Annotated in this window: 15 protein-coding genes and 1 other RNA gene; 9 read left to right on the top strand and 7 right to left on the bottom strand. The window is 41.4% G+C overall.

Features of this window, described 5'->3' with window-relative positions:
- Window positions 1-270 precede the first annotated feature (270 nt).
- Window positions 271-570 carry a hypothetical protein gene (locus FEK29_RS05525; RefSeq protein WP_138257430.1) on the top strand — a complete coding sequence of 100 codons (300 nt, stop codon included), beginning with the start codon at window positions 271-273 and terminating at the stop codon, window positions 568-570.
- Window positions 571-710: 140 nt separating this feature from the next.
- The gene (gene ppgK, locus FEK29_RS05520; protein WP_138257429.1) at window positions 711-1,460 is read left to right on the top strand and encodes a polyphosphate--glucose phosphotransferase; all 750 of its coding nucleotides are present in this window, start codon (window positions 711-713) and stop codon (window positions 1,458-1,460) included.
- 27 nt (window positions 1,461-1,487) lie between these two features.
- Here ppgK and FEK29_RS05515 read toward each other — a convergent pair whose 3' ends face one another.
- The 3 genes from FEK29_RS05515 to FEK29_RS05505 form a co-directional block, all read right to left on the bottom strand.
- Window positions 1,488-2,276: an SDR family NAD(P)-dependent oxidoreductase gene (locus FEK29_RS05515; RefSeq protein WP_138257428.1), complete on the bottom strand. Its 789-nt coding sequence runs from the start codon at window positions 2,274-2,276 to the stop codon at window positions 1,488-1,490.
- 279 nt (window positions 2,277-2,555) lie between these two features.
- Window positions 2,556-4,355, bottom strand: coding sequence for a translational GTPase TypA (gene typA / locus FEK29_RS05510; RefSeq protein ID WP_138257427.1), 1,800 nt, complete (start codon window positions 4,353-4,355; stop codon window positions 2,556-2,558).
- 106 nt (window positions 4,356-4,461) lie between these two features.
- The gene (locus tag FEK29_RS05505; protein WP_138257426.1) at window positions 4,462-6,861 is read right to left on the bottom strand and encodes a TonB-dependent receptor domain-containing protein; all 2,400 of its coding nucleotides are present in this window, start codon (window positions 6,859-6,861) and stop codon (window positions 4,462-4,464) included.
- Window positions 6,862-7,055: 194 nt separating this feature from the next.
- Between FEK29_RS05505 and FEK29_RS05500 the strand changes: the two genes are divergently transcribed.
- From FEK29_RS05500 to FEK29_RS05490, 3 genes are all read left to right on the top strand, one after another.
- Window positions 7,056-7,652 carry a hypothetical protein gene (locus tag FEK29_RS05500; protein ID WP_138257425.1) on the top strand — a complete coding sequence of 199 codons (597 nt, stop codon included), beginning with the start codon at window positions 7,056-7,058 and terminating at the stop codon, window positions 7,650-7,652.
- Window positions 7,653-7,667: 15 nt separating this feature from the next.
- A complete protein-coding gene (locus FEK29_RS05495; RefSeq protein WP_138257424.1) occupies window positions 7,668-8,738 on the top strand; it encodes a sensor histidine kinase in 1,071 nt (356 codons plus the stop codon).
- Window positions 8,739-8,825: 87 nt separating this feature from the next.
- Window positions 8,826-9,548, top strand: coding sequence for a LytR/AlgR family response regulator transcription factor (locus FEK29_RS05490; protein WP_138257423.1), 723 nt, complete (start codon window positions 8,826-8,828; stop codon window positions 9,546-9,548).
- Here FEK29_RS05490 and FEK29_RS05485 read toward each other — a convergent pair.
- Window positions 9,545-10,126 carry a hypothetical protein gene (locus FEK29_RS05485; protein WP_138257422.1) on the bottom strand — a complete coding sequence of 194 codons (582 nt, stop codon included), beginning with the start codon at window positions 10,124-10,126 and terminating at the stop codon, window positions 9,545-9,547. The genes FEK29_RS05490 and FEK29_RS05485 overlap by 4 nt on opposite strands.
- 76 nt (window positions 10,127-10,202) lie before the next feature.
- Between FEK29_RS05485 and kdsA the strand changes: the two genes are divergently transcribed.
- The gene (gene kdsA / locus FEK29_RS05480; protein WP_138257421.1) at window positions 10,203-11,021 is read left to right on the top strand and encodes a 3-deoxy-8-phosphooctulonate synthase; all 819 of its coding nucleotides are present in this window, start codon (window positions 10,203-10,205) and stop codon (window positions 11,019-11,021) included.
- Here the strand turns inward: kdsA and FEK29_RS05475 are convergent.
- The gene (locus FEK29_RS05475; protein ID WP_138257420.1) at window positions 11,018-11,398 is read right to left on the bottom strand and encodes a DUF1801 domain-containing protein; all 381 of its coding nucleotides are present in this window, start codon (window positions 11,396-11,398) and stop codon (window positions 11,018-11,020) included. The genes kdsA and FEK29_RS05475 overlap by 4 nt on opposite strands.
- Window positions 11,399-11,714: 316 nt before the next feature.
- On the opposite strand from FEK29_RS05475, the gene FEK29_RS05470 reads away from it, so the two are divergent.
- Both FEK29_RS05470 and FEK29_RS05465 read left to right on the top strand, forming a co-directional pair.
- Window positions 11,715-12,881: a serine hydrolase domain-containing protein gene (locus FEK29_RS05470; RefSeq protein WP_138257419.1), complete on the top strand. Its 1,167-nt coding sequence runs from the start codon at window positions 11,715-11,717 to the stop codon at window positions 12,879-12,881.
- 84 nt (window positions 12,882-12,965) lie between these two features.
- Complete coding sequence (locus FEK29_RS05465) at window positions 12,966-14,084, top strand: Sb-PDE family phosphodiesterase (protein WP_138257418.1); 1,119 nt, start codon at window positions 12,966-12,968, stop codon at window positions 14,082-14,084.
- Here FEK29_RS05465 and FEK29_RS05460 read toward each other — a convergent pair.
- Both FEK29_RS05460 and FEK29_RS05455 read right to left on the bottom strand, forming a co-directional pair.
- A complete protein-coding gene (locus tag FEK29_RS05460; protein WP_138257417.1) occupies window positions 14,058-15,392 on the bottom strand; it encodes a sensor histidine kinase in 1,335 nt (444 codons plus the stop codon). The two genes, FEK29_RS05465 and FEK29_RS05460, sit on opposite strands and share 27 nt — an antisense overlap.
- A 309-nt stretch (window positions 15,393-15,701) precedes the next feature.
- Window positions 15,702-16,901 carry an NAD(P)-dependent oxidoreductase gene (locus tag FEK29_RS05455; protein ID WP_138257416.1) on the bottom strand — a complete coding sequence of 400 codons (1,200 nt, stop codon included), beginning with the start codon at window positions 16,899-16,901 and terminating at the stop codon, window positions 15,702-15,704.
- A gap of 353 nt (window positions 16,902-17,254) precedes the next feature.
- On the opposite strand from FEK29_RS05455, the gene ssrA reads away from it, so the two are divergent.
- Window positions 17,255-17,654: a transfer-messenger RNA gene (ssrA, locus tag FEK29_RS05450) on the top strand.
- Window positions 17,655-18,142: the final 488 nt, after the last annotated feature.

The following is an 18,142-nucleotide window of genomic DNA, read 5'->3' as shown; positions in this document are numbered from 1 at the left end:
GCATTTTGAACCGACCCTCTATTTCCAGCTCTAACGCCCAGTAATTAAAGGATAATGATAAATTCTAATACCAATACTTTCTAAAGTAAAACAAACTAAATAATAACTAATTGTTTTACAGTACATTACATTTTTAAAAAACTTGATTTGAAAAAACTGAAAAAATAATGAACATTCAAAAAAATTGAGTTCATTTGTGTCGGTTTCCAATCCTGTCCATCGCAGGAATAGAATCAAGACAAGAATTAAAAAACAGAAAAAACATACAAAATGAAAACACTTTTTATCGCGTTCGCTATGTTCGCGACCACATTTTACGGAAGTATTCCTCAGGACACCGTAAAGGTAAACGGTACTTATGACAGACATGAGGACGGCGTTTATTTTTTTATGGGCGATGAGGGAGAAATCTATGAATTTCATGACATTACCGAAGAGGCATCTGAAGCTTTTGACCTTATGGACGAAGCGCTAATCGGAAAATTGTTCAATATCACCTTCACCCTGGAAATGGGGGAGGACGATGAAATGGAATACAACACCATTATCGCCCTGAAATTAATTGAATAACCCATATTCCCGAAACTCTTGGAAAAAGGACTTCGGTCCTTTTTTTGTTTTACAATTTCCCTAAAAACAAGGTAGTAGGGCGGAAAATTCAGGGAAAGGAATCTTTTTTGTTTCTTTGTGGTCTCTTATAAATTTTCGTAATGACTTTACTTGGTATTGATGTAGGCGGCTCTGGAATCAAAGGCGCATTGGTGGATTCTGAAAGTGGTGAAATGCTGACGGAAAGGTTCCGTATTCCCACACCAAAACCACGAACGCCAGAAGCCATGTCTGACGTTATTGCAGAAATCGTACAACATTTCGACTACTCCGGTAAAGTTGGCTGCGGGTTTCCTACCATTATCAAAAAGGGAGTCTGTAAATCGCCTGGAAATTTAGATCCAAGCTGGTTAGGCGTCAATGTAGAAGAGCTATTGGAGAAAAAGACAGGCTTGGATTTTACCGTAATAAATGATGCCGATGCCGCTGGATATGCCACGATGAACTATGGTGTAGGAAGAGGTAAGGAAGGACTGGTCGTTATGATCACTATTGGTACGGGACTGGGGAGCGGGGCCTTTTATAACGGGGAACTGATTCCCAATTTTGAGCTTGGCCAAATACCTTATAAAAAATACGAGAAAATAGAACTATGGGCCGCGGGGAGCGCCATGGAGCGTGAGGAGCTTTCCTATAAAAAATGGGGAAAAAGATTCAATACTTTTTTGGAGTATGTGGAACTGATTATTTCGCCCGACCTTATCATTCTAGGAGGGGGCGCTTCAAAGGACTTTAAACAGTTCAAGAAAAAAATTAAAATTGAAACCCCCGTTATACCTGCAGAACTGCAAAACCATGCCGGAATTATAGGTGCGGCCGTGGCGAGTCTCCACAAGGCTCCCAAGGTTTAATTTTTTAATTGCTTTCCATACTCCATACTACAAAGCCTTATGGCCTTCACTGGACGCTTTAAAATCTTCGTAACTTTCGGCAACTTTGGCATCGAATTTTTTGGGCTCCATAAAGTTGACCTCGCTATCCTTTATTCGCTGTTCCCCGCCAAAAATCACATGTAATTCTTTGTTCAGCAGGCCTTCGATGGATCTTTTGGCCACAAACTCCGGGGAATCCATTTCCATTCCATCAAACTTCTGCATCATATCCGTAGCCGTGGCCGTAGGAAAGGAGCACGTAACGGAAACATTATACGGAGCCAATTCCCTTCGTATGGAATCTGAAAACTGTTTAACTGCTGCCTTGGTACTGCCATACACTGCATAAAACGGCATCCCTATGAGGCCCAATCCAGATGAAATATTGAGAATGGCCCCTTCCTCAGACGATTTCAATAAAGGCACGCAGTATTTTGTCAATAATAATATGGCGGTTTGGTTGACTGCCACCTGATCGTAGATTTCCTCATCGGGCAATTCTTCCAAAGGCCCCGCCGAAACGATGCCTGCATTATTTATCAAGATATCCAGATACCCCCATTTATCCTCGATACGGGCCGCTGCCTCCCTAAGGACATCAATATTTGCGACATCGCCGGAAATCCTCATAAATTTGACCTCAGGATATGTCTCGGACAATTCTTTTAGGCTTTTCTTGTCCCTGGCAATGATGGCCAGGTGCGTTACGCCGCCATCAATCATTTCTTGCACAATACATCTACCGATGCCCCTTGTACCCCCTGTTATGAGTACCCGTTTTCCTTTTAATTGCATGTTAGTCCCTATGAGTTTTGTTAGTTAGCCTAAGTTGTTTTGGGACTTCAAATTAGAAAAAAAAATGCGGTAGCATTAAAGAAAATTAGGCTTGATATAATTATTACGAAAACGTTATTTTTTAAACAAATTCTATTTGAAAATAAGAAAAAAGATATTAAAAATTTAACAGTTTGGTAAAAGCATTTTTTAGCTACAAACGGAGTCGTGCAGAATTAACTAGGTATTTGAACACAAAATAAAGAAACAAAAAAAGCCCTGAAAAATCAGGGCTTTGTTTTAAGCTATTTTATTCCGTTTTCGGTCGTTTTCCGTCAAGTATATTTTTCGCAACCTAAGATGCTTAGGGGTAACCTCAACATATTCGTCCTTTTGTATATATTCCAAGGCTTCTTCCAAGGAAAATTTGATGGCAGGTACTATCCGTGCCTTATCATCTGCACCGGAGGAACGTACATTGGAAAGTTTTTTTGTCTTGGTAATATTCACGGTCATATCGTCCCCTCGGGAATTCTCGCCAATTACCTGTCCTTCGTAAATATCCTCTCCGGGATCCACAAAGAATTTACCACGCTCCTGTAATTTGTCAATAGAATATGGAATAGCCTTGCCGGTTTCCATGGAAACCAAGGAACCGTTCTGGCGCTGTGGTATGTCGCCTTTCATGGGTTGGTACTCCAAAAATCTATGTGCCATAATGGCCTCACCGGCGGTTGCCGTTAGCAATTGATTTCTAAGTCCGATGATGCCCCTAGAAGGAATTTGGAACTCACAGACCATTCTGTCGCCCTTTGCCTCCATACTGGTCATCTCCCCTTTTCTGATGGAAACCATTTCAACGGCCTTCCCCGAAACATCCTCGGGCAAATCGATGGTCAGATGCTCGATGGGCTCACATTTCACGCCGTTTATTTCCTTAATGATTACTTGTGGTTGGCCAATTTGAAGTTCATAACCTTCCCTTCTCATGGTCTCTATCAGTACGGATAAATGAAGTACCCCACGGCCAAAGACCAAAAACTTGTCGGCACTATCGGTCTCGTTTACACGAAGTGCCAGGTTTTTTTCCAATTCTCGCTCCAAACGTTCCTTGATGTGGCGGGAAGTAACGAACTTACCGTCCTTTCCAAAAAACGGACTGTCGTTAATAGTGAACAACATACTCATGGTCGGCTCGTCAATGGCAATGGTCTTCAAACCTTCCGGATTTTCAAAATCGGCCACGGTATCCCCTATTTCAAAGCCTTCTACACCAACTAGGGCACATATATCTCCTGCTTCAACCGATTGTACTTTTTTACGGCCCAAGCCTTCAAAAGTGAACAATTCCTTGATTTTGGATTTGACGATGGTCCCGTTTCTTTTCACAAGAGAAATAAGCTGACCCTCCTTCAATGTACCTCGTTGCAATCTTCCAATGGCGATACGACCTGTAAAAGAAGAGAAATCCAGTGATGTTATCAACATCTGTGTGTTGCCTTCCTTGGGTTCAAAAGAAGGTACCTGTTCGATGACCATATCCAACAAGGGTTCAATAGTACTGGTCTGGTTCTTCCAATCATCGCTCATCCAATTCTGCTTGGCAGAACCGTAAACTGTTGGAAAATCCAACTGCCATTCCTCCGCGCCCAACTCGAACATTAGGTCAAATACCTTTTCGTGTACCTCCTCAGGGGTACAGTTTTCCTTATCTACCTTATTGATGACCACACAAGGTTTCAAACCAAGATCAATGGCTTTTTGAAGTACGAATCGGGTCTGAGGCATGGGTCCCTCAAAGGCATCTACCAATAGCAAAACACCATCGGCCATGTTCAATACCCGCTCCACTTCCCCACCAAAATCCGCGTGTCCCGGGGTATCTATGATATTTATCTTTGTGTCCTTATAGACAACGGATACATTCTTGGATACAATGGTTATACCACGCTCCCTTTCCAAATCGTTGTTATCAAGAATCAAATCCCCTGCATTTTCGTTCTCACGGAACAAACTACAGTGGTACATGATTTTGTCAACCAAAGTGGTTTTACCGTGGTCTACGTGTGCGATGATCGCAATATTTTTTGTCTTGGACATAAGGCCTTATTTTAAGCGCGCAAAGATAGTCTTAATTTTCGTACCTCCGACCAAACAAATGTTATTTTTATCTTATTGATTTTGAAGGATTTCAACAAAAATATTGTTAGTTTCCAATCCTATCGTTTTCATCCTCTAATCCAGTCTTTCTATTTCGGGCTTTTTTGATTTCGTCCCGGCCAAAGTCATAGGTTAGACTAAAAGCTACTTGCCTACTGTCGCTACCCCCGCTACCGTCAATAAATAAGTCTCCAAATTGTGTGGTTCCCCGCCAGGGAACCGTATAGAGAATATCATTAAAGGCCAACCTTGCCGTAAGTTTTTCTTTAAAATATCTCTTTTGGAAAGCCAAATTCAAAGAACCTAAGGCACTGGTCCGGTATGTGCCTCCCCAAACACTGGGCGAACTGTACCAGCCGGAAACCTCCAACGTGTACTTCCCGGGTAAGTTAAACGTATTTTGGGCGTATATACTCAAGGTTTCCTGTTTCACCGGCAAAAACTCCGGACTATTGGCCTTGTAATTGCTCACGTAGGCATTGAGGCTAAAATAAATGTTCCACCATTCCTTCACTTGTTTTGGGTAAGAGATTCCCAAATTAACGATTTCCTGGTCCGCCACATTCCTAGTGGTAAGAAAGTTACGGCTCTCGCCTTCCGCCACGGTCACTTGGGCAAAAAAGTCCGAAACGTAACTATAGCTCAAAGAGGTCGTTAGACGATAGTTATAGGTATGTGAAAACTTAATATTGTCCGTATACTGAGGTTGTAAAAAAGGATTTCCTTTGCTAAAGGAAAGCTCGTCTATTACATATTCGAACGGATTTAGGGATTGATAGTTAGGCCGTTGTATGCGCTTGCTGTAGATAAGTGCCAGTTGATTTTTTTGGTTCAGTTGAAAGGTCAATCCCCCAGAAGGAAAGAAATTGGTATAGTTGCGTTCCACCCGGCTATCCCCATTTTGTTGATTGCTGACCAGATTGCCATCTGAAACTGTATTCTCCGCCCGAAGCCCCATTTGCAGGTTCCACTTCTCCCATTTATAATTATAATTGATGTAGGCGGCATTTATTTTTTCAGTGTAATCAAACTGGTTGCTTTGCATGGTGTTCAAAACAAATTCGCCATTGATCTGATTGAAAAAATCAAAAGTATTAGCCGTATTTACGTACGAAAACTTAAAGCCCAGACCTAGTTTCCCCTTGAACAAATCCTGTTCATAATCTGCCTTGTACGTGATAATTGCAATATCGGTGGGGGTATTCTGGCTTGTAGCATTTTCCCGAATAACCTGGGTCTCATCCCCATTAAAATAAACGTTGGGTTGCAAGGCTGTCCGGTCACTCGAATACCGCCCATAATCAAAATCCATATTCAGGGTATGCCCAAGGGTATCCGCATATTTATAATTTAAATTAGCATTGATATTATAGGTTGTATTTGTGGTTCGGTTATTGGAAACCAACACACTATCATTTGCCGTATTCGCGACCGGTCGAATGGGCGTTCTGGAGTTATTATTGCCAAACCCGTTGTTGAAATTCCCGTTAAAAATGGCTCCGATAGTACTTTTTTGGTTGGCGTAGAAATCATATCCCAGTTTCACGTTATTGCTATTTTGGTCGTAAATACTATTGGTACGCGCGTTGAATTGTGTACCGGACTGTGTACGTAAAAGGTTTAAAAAATTACTACTCTTTCCATACCTGTTACTGTAGGTCCCATAAAGGTTTCCCCTTTTTCCTCTCGAATTAAAATTGATACTGGAATTGTAGCGGGCAAAATCCCCAATAGTAATTCCTGAAGTTACGGAACCATTGGTTCCCAGGCTTTTGTCCTTCTTGAGTTTGATATTGATGATACCCGCGTTACCGGCAGCATCGTATTTGGACGAGGGTTGGGTAATGATTTCTATGGCCTCGATATCGGTAGATTGCAGGCTTTCCAAATAATTGGTCAGGTCTTGGCCTTGTAGGACCGATGGCCGGTTATCTATAAAAATTTGAACGCCCGCTTTACCTTCCACAATAAGACCACCGTTATTGTCTATTACAACCCCAGGTGCCTTACGCAGTAGTTCAAACGCACTGGTACCTGTAGCATTTATGGTTTTTTCCACGTTGAATACCGTTTTATCGGCCAATACCTGAACCATCGGTTTTTCGGCAACGACCGTAACCTCGTCCAAATTTTCCGTAGCTGCCTCCAAAATAATGACGCCTAAGTCCAACGAAGTATCATTAACCAAGATTGTCTTACTATAACCAACAAACCCGATATTGGAAATGTTGAGAATGTACGTTCCACTGAATGCATCCTTGATTTCGAAAAAACCCTGTTCATTGGTAATAACAGCCTTTACCAGACTAGAATCTTGTAGTTGATTTAACGTAACCGTGGCATAGGGAATAGCTTCTTGTTCCTGTGAAAGTACTTTCCCTGTTATGGATTGTGCATATCCAAATCCAAAGGTTGTCCATAGCATAAGTGTGAAAAAAAGTCTCATGATCGTTCGTTTTTTGATTTGATCCAAAATTCAGGCTTTGATTCCCTCAGTTCAAGGAAAAACTGATGAATAGACCCGTGTAGCGTTAAATGGACCCTGGGCAATTCATCCGCGTATAGGACAGCTCGTCTGAAAGTATTTTAAATAGTGTCAGTACCGGTTTACATTTATGGTCGAATCCTAAATTGGAACTCATGCTGAAAGTCTTATTGTATATTTTAGCCTTACTTATTGGCAAATATGTAACTGCCCAAGATTATTTTGCGGTCGTAGTCAAAAATGAGAACACCACGTACAATTATCCCGAGAGTGCTGAATTTACGTTGATAAATGAAAGCGGCAGCCAACAAATACTAGGAAAGGACGAAGCCGTGACCCTGGAAGGCGATTATACCCTATCCATAAAAACATTTTGGAAATCATCCCCAGAAATCATTAAAAGTGAAGGCGGAAAACTGGAAATTTTCATATTGCCCACGGAGCGCCGCAACTGGACCCAAAATTTTAAAAACGGTTCTCAAATTGTTTGGTACGATAAACATGAAGATAAGCCGGGTTTGGAGCGAAAAGAAATTAAGCTTTCGAAAGTAAATCCAAAAAGTTATAATCTTCTGGCCGTATTCAACAACGGATTGGTATTCAAATATGAGGATGGGGTGGTTAGGGCTTGGCTTAATAGTGAAGAAATTGAGGTTACAAATCAGTATCTTGTACAAACACCGGATGGTCTTCTGAAAGCAAGTTTTGACCCATACGATGGAGAGTTTTGGTACGTTTTCGATATCCAGTGAATTAAACTTTTAAAAATGAGCGATAAAAACAAGACTACATTCTTTAATACCACAGTAAAGGAAATATTGGCCATTTTTCTTTTCTATTTCTTTTTTGCTTGGCTATACCGTATCGTACTATGGTATAACGGGATGTGGTATGAAGAAGAAGGAATTTGGGGATGGACAAACTTGAGGGGATTTTGGTTTGCCTCCGGACAACAATATGCCTTCCTATTATTGGCGTCGGTTTTAATCTGGTTTTTTGGGTATTATCTTTTCCGAAATAAATCCAGAAAATGGCAGATTTTAACCGTTTTACTTTTATTGCCCATCGTGACCTACTTCGTAAGGGAAATAAGGTACATGATTGTTGAGGCTATGGGAATGAATCATCTGGAAGGTTCTGGAGCCATTTGGGACTGGTACATTCCGCTCTTGTTTCTTTTTATACAATTCGGATGTTTCTTTGCCTACCGGTATTTCAGGGAGAACGAACGAAAGATCAAATTGGAAGGGGAGTTACGGCAGGCCGCGTTGAAAAGTGAACTTGCCGCGATAAAAGCGCAATTAAATCCGCACTTTCTTTATAATGTGTTCAATACGATAAATGCCTCGCTCCCCCCTGAAAATGAAAAAACAAGACAGATGATCGCACAATTGAGCGATCTTTTCCGGTACCAATTGCAGGCCTCCCAAACCGAGCTGGTTCCCTTGCGGGAAGAGCTGGAATTTGTAAAAAAATATTTAGACCTGGAAAAGGCCCGGTTTGATGAACGATTGCAAATTGATATCAACGTACCCGAAAACCTGTTGGATGAAATGGTGCCGCCCATGCTATTGCAGCCCTTAGTGGAAAATTCGGTCAAACACGGACTGGCCAGTTTGATCAATGGAGGAACCATATCCATCAACATTAAAAAAACAGAAGGTAAATTAAAATTCGAGATTTCCGATACGGGTATTGGAATACGAGAAAAGACAGCAGCATTCGAAAAAGGTATCGGCCTCAACAATACCCGATTACGGCTCCAAAAAATGTACAATTCCCAGATGGAATTGCTGGATAATAAACCACAAGGACTGAAAATATTGTTTTCCATATAAAACGCGGAAACTAAAAAAGATGGAATGTTCACGAATAGTTAATGACAAATTACAGCTGTCCGACAAAGAACAACTAATGACAAGAAGATGAAAAAGGTGCTGATTGCCGATGACGAAAAAGCGGGACGCCAATTGATCAAGGAATATTTAGAAGGTTTTCCTGACTTGATTCTCATTTCCGAGGTCAATAACGGGGTGGATGCAGTGAAGGAAATTAACGAGTTTAAACCGGATCTGGTCTTCTTAGATGTTCAGATGCCGGGATTTACCGGTTTTGAGGTTTTAACACGCTTAGAGGAAATACCCAACATTATTTTTTCTACGGCGTACGATAAGTATGCCCTTCAGGCCTTTGAAGTACATGCAATCGACTATCTGCTCAAACCCTATACCAAGGAACGGTTTACAAAAGCTATTGAAAAATTGAATCAAACGACAGAAAAAGTCGGTTCGCTTACTCAATCATTATTGATGGATAAAACCGATTATCCAGAACGGGTATTGGTAGAAAAAAAGGATAAACTTATTACCATTGCCGTTGCCGATATTATCTGGATCGAAGCGTATGGCGATTATTCCAAATTACATACCGCTTCGGATGTTTTAGTAAGTAATTACGGTATTTCCGCTTTGGAGGAAAAATTGAATCCAAAATCCTTTCTGAGGGTACACCGATCATCCTTAATCAACCTGAACAAAGTGAAAGAGCTTCACAAGTATGGTAAATCTTACGACATCACCATGGAAAACAATGAAGTGGTAAGGGTAAGTAGAGGCTATATGGATGCTATTAAAAAAATAATGCTTTAATCAAATGTCGGTTTTCTGGATTTCCGCTTGGTAGCGACCCAACCAAAAGTAAAGTTCACCAAAGGCCCGTAACCATTGGGAACCCCATCGCCCCTGTAATAACCCGCTCCCAACTCCAAATTGAAATTAAAACCCTTGGGATACGTACGTTGAATGCCATAAACCGCCCCAAATACTCCCAAATTAAAATCGTCCGGACCTTCAATATTGCTCGCCAGTCTACCTTGGGAGAAGAAAATGCTTCGCGCAGCGGCAAAATAATCCCCGGAGTTACCAGAAACATTTTTGTTGTTTCGGATGCGTCTATTAAAATTATGGTAATATCGAACCCTTGTATGTAAGGTTACTCCAACCGCATACCCTTCTTCGTACGTGGCATATCCCAATCCCAGGCCACCCGATGCACTCACGTTTTTAAAAAGCCCCAATTCATAGGAAATTCCAGGAGATAGCAAATCAAACCTAAATTGATGTCGTTCCAGGTTTACAATTCCAAACCCTTTTTCAGTGACCCCATAACTTTGGGATTGCACTGTTAACCCTACTAAAACGAGTAGAAAAAAGAGAATTTTGTACATTTCGATTGATGGTTGTTGCATTTAAATCTAAAAACAATACCAGGGAATAGTACTATCTTTATGAAAAATTTATAAGATGGATTTGTCCAAGATTTCCCAAATAAAATACACCGATTCCAACAATTTCTTTCTGCTATCAGGGCCCTGCGCCATTGAAGGTGAAGATATGGCTTTACGAATAGCCGATCATATTGTTTCTCTTTCAGAAAAGCTGAAAATCCCCTATGTTTTCAAGGGCAGTTTTAAAAAAGCCAATAGGAGTCGGCTGGATTCGTTTACGGGTATTGGGGATGAAAAGGCCCTAAAAATTCTAAGAAAAGTGTCCGAAACCTTTAAGATTCCCACAATTACGGACATTCACACGGAACAGGATGCCGCAATGGCGGCAGAATACGTGGAAGTTCTACAGATTCCTGCCTTCTTGGCCCGCCAAACCGATTTGGTGGTGGCCGCAGCGGAAACCGGCAAAACGGTAAATATCAAAAAAGGACAGTTTATGAGTCCGGAAAGCATGAAACATGCCGTAAACAAAGTCACTGAAACCGGAAACCAACAAGCTATCATAACCGATCGTGGTACTATGTTCGGGTATCAGGACATGATTGTGGATTTTAGGGGCGTTCCCACCATGAAACAGTTTGCCCCTGTGGTATTGGACGTTACCCACTCCCTACAACAGCCCAACCAATCCTCTGGGGTTACCGGCGGCAGACCGGCTTTGATAGGGACCATGGCCAGAGCGGGAATTGCTGCAGGAGTCGATGGACTCTTTATCGAGACCCACTTTGACCCTGCCAATGCCAAAAGTGACGGAGCCAATATGCTGGATTTAAGTTTGATGGGAAAATTGCTGACAGATTTGGTAGCCTTACGGGAGGTAGTGAATACGTTCTAGGTTAAGTCCTCCCTTTTATAAAAACCTTTGCTTTTTAGGGATTCGGCCTCCAAGAGCACCTCTTTGAGAATGGTTTCGTCAATTTCTTCCAAAGTATTATAACGAAGGGATTTAACCACTTTTCTTTTTTCCGAAACCATTTTGTCCAGATGTTTTTTTAGGTGGGCCGAGTTCCAAAAACCAACATCCACAAACCCTTTTTTTAGGGACACGTTCAGATAACATAAAGGAGTCTTTCCAATATAAAAACAAGGAATACGCCATTTATATTTCATGGAGGCTGCCGGAATAGAATGTTCAACCACAGCCTTTATGTGGAGCAAAATGCTTCTGTAGGGCTCAGGTTGGTTTAAAATATAGTATTCAGCCGGGTTCATATCCGTTACAAGTTAACCAGATATTTTCAGACATATCGATATTTTTATTTTCTGAAAATAAAATTGAAATCCTCAAAAATCGAAAGGCATAATTAAAATCGAGTTCAATACTAAATGTTATTCCAAAAACCAATGAATCTTACTCTTGGTAGATACTTTAATTTTTGTATACCAAAGATTTTCCAAAATTGTTCTTGAGGGTCCAAGGTTATCTAAACCTATGATTTATCATAATCACCAATTAATCTGTAGGTACTTTCAATTGGCTTAAAATTGAGATTATTAGTATCTTTAAATAATATTGAAACTGGGTATTATGAAAAAAATACTTCTTTTCAGCTTTCTCTCTTTTTTAATGTTTTCTTGTGAAAAAGAAAGCACGGATGCGCCCATTTCGACTCCAGAAACTAACGAAATCAAAGAGGCTTCCCCTCCTACAGAATTTATTGAGGAGCAAGGGCAACAACCTACTGTTCAGGTTTCCCTAAATGAAATAACTTCCGATTTTGAGAGATTCATGGCCCAAAACAATTTTCGTGGTGCCCAAATGGCTATTATCCGAAATGAAAAATTGGTATACCTCAAAGCTTTTGGGATTTCAGATGTCGAGAAAAATTTACCTGTTTCCAACTCCACTTTGTTCAGGATTGCAAGTATATCAAAACCCATTACCCTTTTAGCAATCTCAAAATTGATGCTTGATGGAAAACTCAGTTTGGATGAGCGTGTTTTCGGGGCCAATTCAATCTTAGGAAATACTTACGGCAACCTTCCCATAGAAAATAACGAGTTGCAGATTACCGTTGACCACTTAGTGGAACATACCGCTGGTTTTGCTAACGAACCAACCGATATCATGTTCGAGCAAGTCGATTTAAATTTTAATGTTCTAGCAGATAGGGTCTTGGATGAGCGCTCGTTGACCTTTGAACCCGGTCTCCGTTTTCAATACTCCAATTTTGGGTACGCCTTATTGGGAAAAATTATTGAAGCCAAAAGCGGCCAACGCTATAAAGATTATGTAAAAGAGAACATTTTGGAACCCAATTTAATCCATGAGGTTTACATGGGGAAAAGCACTCTTGAAGGTAAACTACCTGATGAAACCAAATATTATTCTTCTTGGGCTTCTCCTTACAGCATGAATATAGAACGATTGGACGCTGCCGGTGGATGGGTATCCAATGCAAAATCCTTGGCCCTACTTGCAGTAAAATCAGATGGCAGATTCAATGTTAACAATATATTACCGGCAGGGAACGGAGTAAGTTACCTTTTAAGGAGTAGTTGGACACATAACGGGGCATTACCAGGAACATTGGCAGCTTTGCATGTTGGACATCCATTTTCTTATGTTGTTCTTGTAAATAGTGGGGAATCGAATTTTGCCACGGTTTTGGACGCTATCCATACATTTATGAACAACATGATAGAACGACAGGATGCTTGGCCCAATACAGATCTGTTCGAGCCTAACCAATAACTATTTTCAAATTAATTATTTAATAATCTTGGGCATACGCTTAGGTAACCACTGAAAATACAAAAAGTTCTATTTTTAAACACCATGAAAAATAATTACTCCGTTCTCTTCTTTTTATTTTCCCTATTCTTGGTTTCGGGACAAGAACACACGCATCGCAGTTCCAGACCATTAACTTTCCCAGATATTCCTAACTATATAACCGTAAAGACCGATCTACACATGCATACCGTATTTTCGGATGGAAATGTATGGCCAAATATCCGTGTGCAAGAAGCCCTCAGGGATAATTTGGACGTGATAAGTTTGACGGAGCATTTGGAGTATCAGCCGCATTCTGAAGATATACCCCATCCGGACAGAAACCGTTCGTACGAAATTGCACTTCAGGAAGCCAAGGACCATGACCTATTGATCGTGCACGGTTCGGAAATAACCAGAAGCGCACCTATGGGACATAACAACGCGGTTTTCATCGAGGACGCCAATCCAATTCTTCAGGAAAAAGCGGAAAATGCCTTTAAGGAGGCCAATAAACAAGGTGCCTATGTTTTTTGGAACCATCCAGCGTGGTATGCACAAAGCCCAAAAGGTACGCCCATCATGAGCGATTTCCAAAAAAGCCTTGTGGAGAAAGGACAGCTGCATGGCATAGAAGTCATTAACAGTTTGGACTACGCAGAGGAATCCCTTGCGCTCGCCTTGGAGTACAATCTTACCATTATGGGAACAAGTGATGTGCACGGACTCATCGATTGGGACTATACCGAAAAGGGAAACCACCGCCCCATCACCTTGGTTTTTGCGAAAGAAAAGACGCTTCCCTCGATCAAGGAAGCCCTTTTTGCCGGAAGGACCGTAGCGATTTACAATGATCTTTTGGTAGGAAGGGAGGCCTATCTTGTGCCTCTGATCCAAAATAGTGTTAAAGTCAACTCCGTAAAATATATAAAGGACAGCTATGTATTGGAAGTGGTGCTGGAAAATTTGAGCAGTAGCGACCTAATTTTCGAGAATGCGACGGAATACTCGTTTTATAGCAAACCGGCCATTTTCACGTTGAAGGCCGGTACTTCTGAAACGCTGCTTATCAAGACCTTGGAAAGCATGGAAGAAATGACCCTGAAACTAAAGGCCCTAGGAGCTTATATAGCACCCAGAAAGAACCCCATAATTTCATGGAACCTCAGCGCAAGCGAATGATTCCTTAAGGTTTTTCTTGCTACCAAAATTAAAAAGCACATCCTCCTTAAAAAAGGAAAAGAAAAAAGTGGTTCCTTTTCCTTCTTTGCTTTCCAACCAGATATCTCCACCATTTTTGGATACTATCTTTTTTACCAGTGCCAGCCCTATTCCACCGGATTCGCCGCTTTTATCATCGTTCAACTTTTGAAATAGTTTAAAAATTCGGTCAAAATGCTCGCGTGCAATGCCTATTCCGTTATCCTGTACATAAAAGGTAAAGCGATCTACTTCGTCCATAACACCTATATTGATATATGCAATGGGCTTGTCATTATACGTAATCGCATTCTGGATCATATTTTGGAAAACCTGTATCATTTGGCTTCGGTCTGCCACTAAGCGGGGTAGTGAGCTGTCTTTTTCAATAACAACCTTATCCGAGGAATTGGCCCTAATGAGACCATCCAAAACCTCATTTAAATCCAAAAGTGTTGTAACTGTCTTTTTTTCGATTCCTAGTGAGTATTTAAGTATTCCATCTACAAGTATATCCATTTGAGCCACTTGGTCCATTAAAAGTTGGAGGTTGACCTTGCCCTGTTCCAATCGGCCATCGTTTATATCTTCCAAAATCCATGCGCCCAATGAATGTACATTGCGCAACGGACTTTTCATATCATGGGAAACCACATAGGCAAATTCCTCCAGTTCCTTGTTTTTGACGGATAGTTCACGGGCCCTTTTTTCCAAGGCCTTTGTACGCTGTTTTATCTCGAACTCCAAATCTATATTTTGCTTTCGGAGTTTATATTTATACCGAATAAAACCGTTCTGGATAAAAGTGGAAAAAATGAAAATGGTCGCCAGCGACAACAAAATTGCTCCACCATCGGATGGGGAAAAGTCCGCCGACCGTAATTGAACCAATAAATGAACAAAGGAGGAAAATGTATAAATAATTATCCAGATCCGATGGTTCAGCAGAAGAATACCTCCAAAAAGGACCACATAGGTACCCAAAAGATAGGAAAGATGAAATTGGTTCAGGGCAGAGGTTATTATCAAATAATGGGCGAACAACAATAGGACGGAGAAAACGATATATCCATAATACTTTCGACACCAAGATTTAAAGAAAAAAGGGGTTAACCCCACCCCCAAGAAAAAAAGACTCAAAATCTCAGGTGACCAATCCAATTCCGCACGCCCTGGGTCTAGCTGTCCAATAGCCATGCTATAAAGATAAAGACCTGGCGAAATTAACAAAAGAACAGGACGTGAGCTCTTAAGCTCAAAGACATCCATTGCAACGAGGGTTTTAAACATATCCTTTCCATTTGAAGAATAAAATTACCTCCTTCCAAAACCCCTGTAGGAGCGTTAATTCCAAGATGGATATTTGTTTCGATGAATCGCGGTTTCCTTTAGATAGAGAAGGCGATTTAAAGAAACTATTGTAGAATGTTAATTCCGTAAATCGATTGAATAGGATTTTTATCGTCAGTTATACTCATGAGTCTTAAGTGAATTCCTAGTTTTCTAGCAATTACAATAGGTATAATTTAGGAACACATCCTTAGAATTAATGTCGTTTATCTAAAGTTACCCTTAAATATCTATCAATAAATCCCAAATTCAATTTGAAACGTAGTCTTGTAAATAGGCATATCGAGATGTCAATTTGCCATTTTGCGTCATCCGCGCCCTTTGTAAAATACCGTCCGCATCCCCATTAAAGAAAGCAGGAATTACATTTTTTACGAAAGCCTCCCCAAAACCCTGGCTAGCATCGCGGGGCAATTCACAGGGAAGGTTGTCCACGGCCATGACGGCGATGGCATTGGGATTTTTATAATCGGTTTCGCTTTCCGTTTGTGGGTCGTACCCATAAATGGGATCTTCAATGGTTGATGGTCTGATTGTGGAAGCCACGGGACCGTTAATATCGCAACTTACATCTGCTACTACCTTTATCTTAAAATCAGGGTGTTTAGCATCCTCGCGGGTATAGAGATAGGGTGCCCCTTGGCCGTAAAAATGTCCGGCAATGTAAAAGTCCGTCACTTTTGCAAACCGGAAAAAATTGGATTTATATTCTTCGGGGTGTGCAAAGAAGTCGGCCTTGTTTCCACGCACCCCGTCCTTGCGTTTGTTGTATTCCCCAGCATCGATCTGGCAATAGACCGGTTCATTAAAATCTTCCTCCAAATATTCGGCGACACTAACGCGCCGCAGACCCATGCCATCCAACATTTCACGGGCTCCGTTCCCTACCCTGCCCCTACCCGTAAGTAGTATCTTTATGTTGGGCAGTTTGATGTTTCTCAATTCACTGATCAATGCTTGCTGGTCTGGCAAGGCATTTGCTTTTGGCAACTTGAACAGATCAAATTTTAATCCGTAGGTACGGAAACCATTATAGGCCCCAACAATACCTGCATAGCGCCCAAAAGCTACCAAACGCTGTTCCTTGGGATTTGTAATGACCTCATGGTCATATAATTCGATATTCCTGTCCAAAATGGCCCGTAGCAAATCCCGATTATACGGCTGCTTTTTTATCGTATGCGAAAAGAAAAAGTATTTTTTGTTGGGAATGAGGGCATTGATGGGTACTTCCTTCACGCCCAAAAGCACATCACAAGTTTCCATGGTGTTTTCAACCGGTATCCCCAATTGCCTGTACGATTCATCATCAAAGGCCCTAATGGGCGATGGTTCCACGAAAATCCTTGCTTTAGGAAAGGTACTCAAGACTTTTTGACAGGCCTGTGGTGACAATACCACCCTGCGATCTGGGGGATTCTTACGCTCTCTGATGATTCCGAACTTCATATATTCTTGGTATGGATTTTGCGCTAAAATAAGTAAATAAGGAGAGTTGGGATTAGGCTTTCCCAAAATTGTAGCGTATGCCAAACTTTTGTTAGCTTTGCGTCCCGCGCGTTAGATCCTTTGACTACGCCCAGGATGACTTGGTTGAAAATTTGCGTTAAGGATTGAGGCGATATCCTTTTTCTGTTTTTCGACTCCGCTCAAAATAACAGAAAAAGATAAAGCCGAAAGCCTGACCCATTGAAGTTTCACGAAAAGGGAAACGCCCAACCCTTTACCGTACTACGTACCGTTATAGTTCTTTGACAAAAAAGTGATAGATTCCCGCCGGTGCGGGAATGACATCCCATTACGGGGCCGACTGGTTTTGACAGCGAGACCAATGGCAATGTAAGCATGCCGAGCGCTGGGGTACAGCTCGTTAATATCATACTTCACACTTTTAATTGGCGAAAATAATTACGCTCTTGCCGCATAATCTGAATTATAGTAAGATATGCCTCGTCCCTACAAGGTAGGGAAGCGAGATGTTCCTGAATAGCCCTTGTTGACGGCGATTCATTTAGGAGCACCAGAAAAGTCAACACAAGGGTATCCGCTCGCTTTGGCGGTGCCTCTAAAACCTTAAGAAGATAAGTGTGCATTAGGCGGTTTCTGGTCAGGTGCACATCGAAAACCAAACAGATACTAAGCATGTAGAAAGCACTGACGTTGCTTGTTTGGACGAGGGTTCGAATCCCTCCGGCTCCACTAAAGTCAAAATTTAGAATTAAATGCGAAAGCGAGCAAATGAAAAAGCTCGCTTTTTCATTTTGTGAGATTAGCATTTGCAATCCATAGGATTGAAATTTTGATTTTCAATTACGGTTAGGAGGTCAAGGCTTTAGCCAATCCTCCGGCTCCACTCCAATAGCCACCATTTTAGGTGGCTTTTTTCGTTACGCCATCGAGCACCGAAGGCCAGCGCGGCAAGCTCGCTCCTAAGTTTATGCTGAGCGTAGCCGAAGCGCAAAAAAGGTCTACAAGACCTTTTTTTAACGCTCGGCCGTCCCCGGCTCCACGATTAAGCAAAAAGCCGCACATTTATGTGCGGTTTTGCTGTTTTGGGCGAAAACATTTACGATTCATAGGATTGAAATTTTGATTTTCAACTACGGCAAGGAGGGAGAGCCGAAGGTAATCCCCCAGTTCAAGTTCCAATATTGGAGTCCCCACATCTTCCCTTTAGAATTTACCCTTTC

Origin of the sequence: Maribacter aurantiacus, assembly GCF_005780245.1 — a bacterium.
GTDB classification, from domain to species: domain Bacteria; phylum Bacteroidota; class Bacteroidia; order Flavobacteriales; family Flavobacteriaceae; genus Maribacter; species Maribacter flavus.
Note: the sequence above shows the minus strand (reverse complement) of the source record. Positions and strands in the feature narration are given on the sequence as shown.

What these genes read in the sequence shown, in the direction of transcription:
- FEK29_RS05525 (WP_138257430.1), top strand. Translation starts at nt 271, where the DNA reads ATGAAAACACTTTTTATCGCGTTCGCTATGTTCGCGACCACATTTTAC.
- ppgK (WP_138257429.1), top strand. Translation starts at nt 711, where the DNA reads ATGACTTTACTTGGTATTGATGTAGGCGGCTCTGGAATCAAAGGCGCA.
- FEK29_RS05515 (WP_138257428.1), bottom strand. Translation starts at nt 2,276, where the DNA reads ATGCAATTAAAAGGAAAACGGGTACTCATAACAGGGGGTACAAGGGGC.
- typA (WP_138257427.1), bottom strand. Translation starts at nt 4,355, where the DNA reads ATGTCCAAGACAAAAAATATTGCGATCATCGCACACGTAGACCACGGT.
- FEK29_RS05505 (WP_138257426.1), bottom strand. Translation starts at nt 6,861, where the DNA reads ATGAGACTTTTTTTCACACTTATGCTATGGACAACCTTTGGATTTGGA.
- FEK29_RS05500 (WP_138257425.1), top strand. Translation starts at nt 7,056, where the DNA reads ATGCTGAAAGTCTTATTGTATATTTTAGCCTTACTTATTGGCAAATAT.
- FEK29_RS05495 (WP_138257424.1), top strand. Translation starts at nt 7,668, where the DNA reads ATGAGCGATAAAAACAAGACTACATTCTTTAATACCACAGTAAAGGAA.
- FEK29_RS05490 (WP_138257423.1), top strand. Translation starts at nt 8,826, where the DNA reads ATGAAAAAGGTGCTGATTGCCGATGACGAAAAAGCGGGACGCCAATTG.
- FEK29_RS05485 (WP_138257422.1), bottom strand. Translation starts at nt 10,126, where the DNA reads ATGTACAAAATTCTCTTTTTTCTACTCGTTTTAGTAGGGTTAACAGTG.
- kdsA (WP_138257421.1), top strand. Translation starts at nt 10,203, where the DNA reads ATGGATTTGTCCAAGATTTCCCAAATAAAATACACCGATTCCAACAAT.
- FEK29_RS05475 (WP_138257420.1), bottom strand. Translation starts at nt 11,398, where the DNA reads ATGAACCCGGCTGAATACTATATTTTAAACCAACCTGAGCCCTACAGA.
- FEK29_RS05470 (WP_138257419.1), top strand. Translation starts at nt 11,715, where the DNA reads ATGAAAAAAATACTTCTTTTCAGCTTTCTCTCTTTTTTAATGTTTTCT.
- FEK29_RS05465 (WP_138257418.1), top strand. Translation starts at nt 12,966, where the DNA reads ATGAAAAATAATTACTCCGTTCTCTTCTTTTTATTTTCCCTATTCTTG.
- FEK29_RS05460 (WP_138257417.1), bottom strand. Translation starts at nt 15,392, where the DNA reads ATGTTTAAAACCCTCGTTGCAATGGATGTCTTTGAGCTTAAGAGCTCA.
- FEK29_RS05455 (WP_138257416.1), bottom strand. Translation starts at nt 16,901, where the DNA reads ATGAAGTTCGGAATCATCAGAGAGCGTAAGAATCCCCCAGATCGCAGG.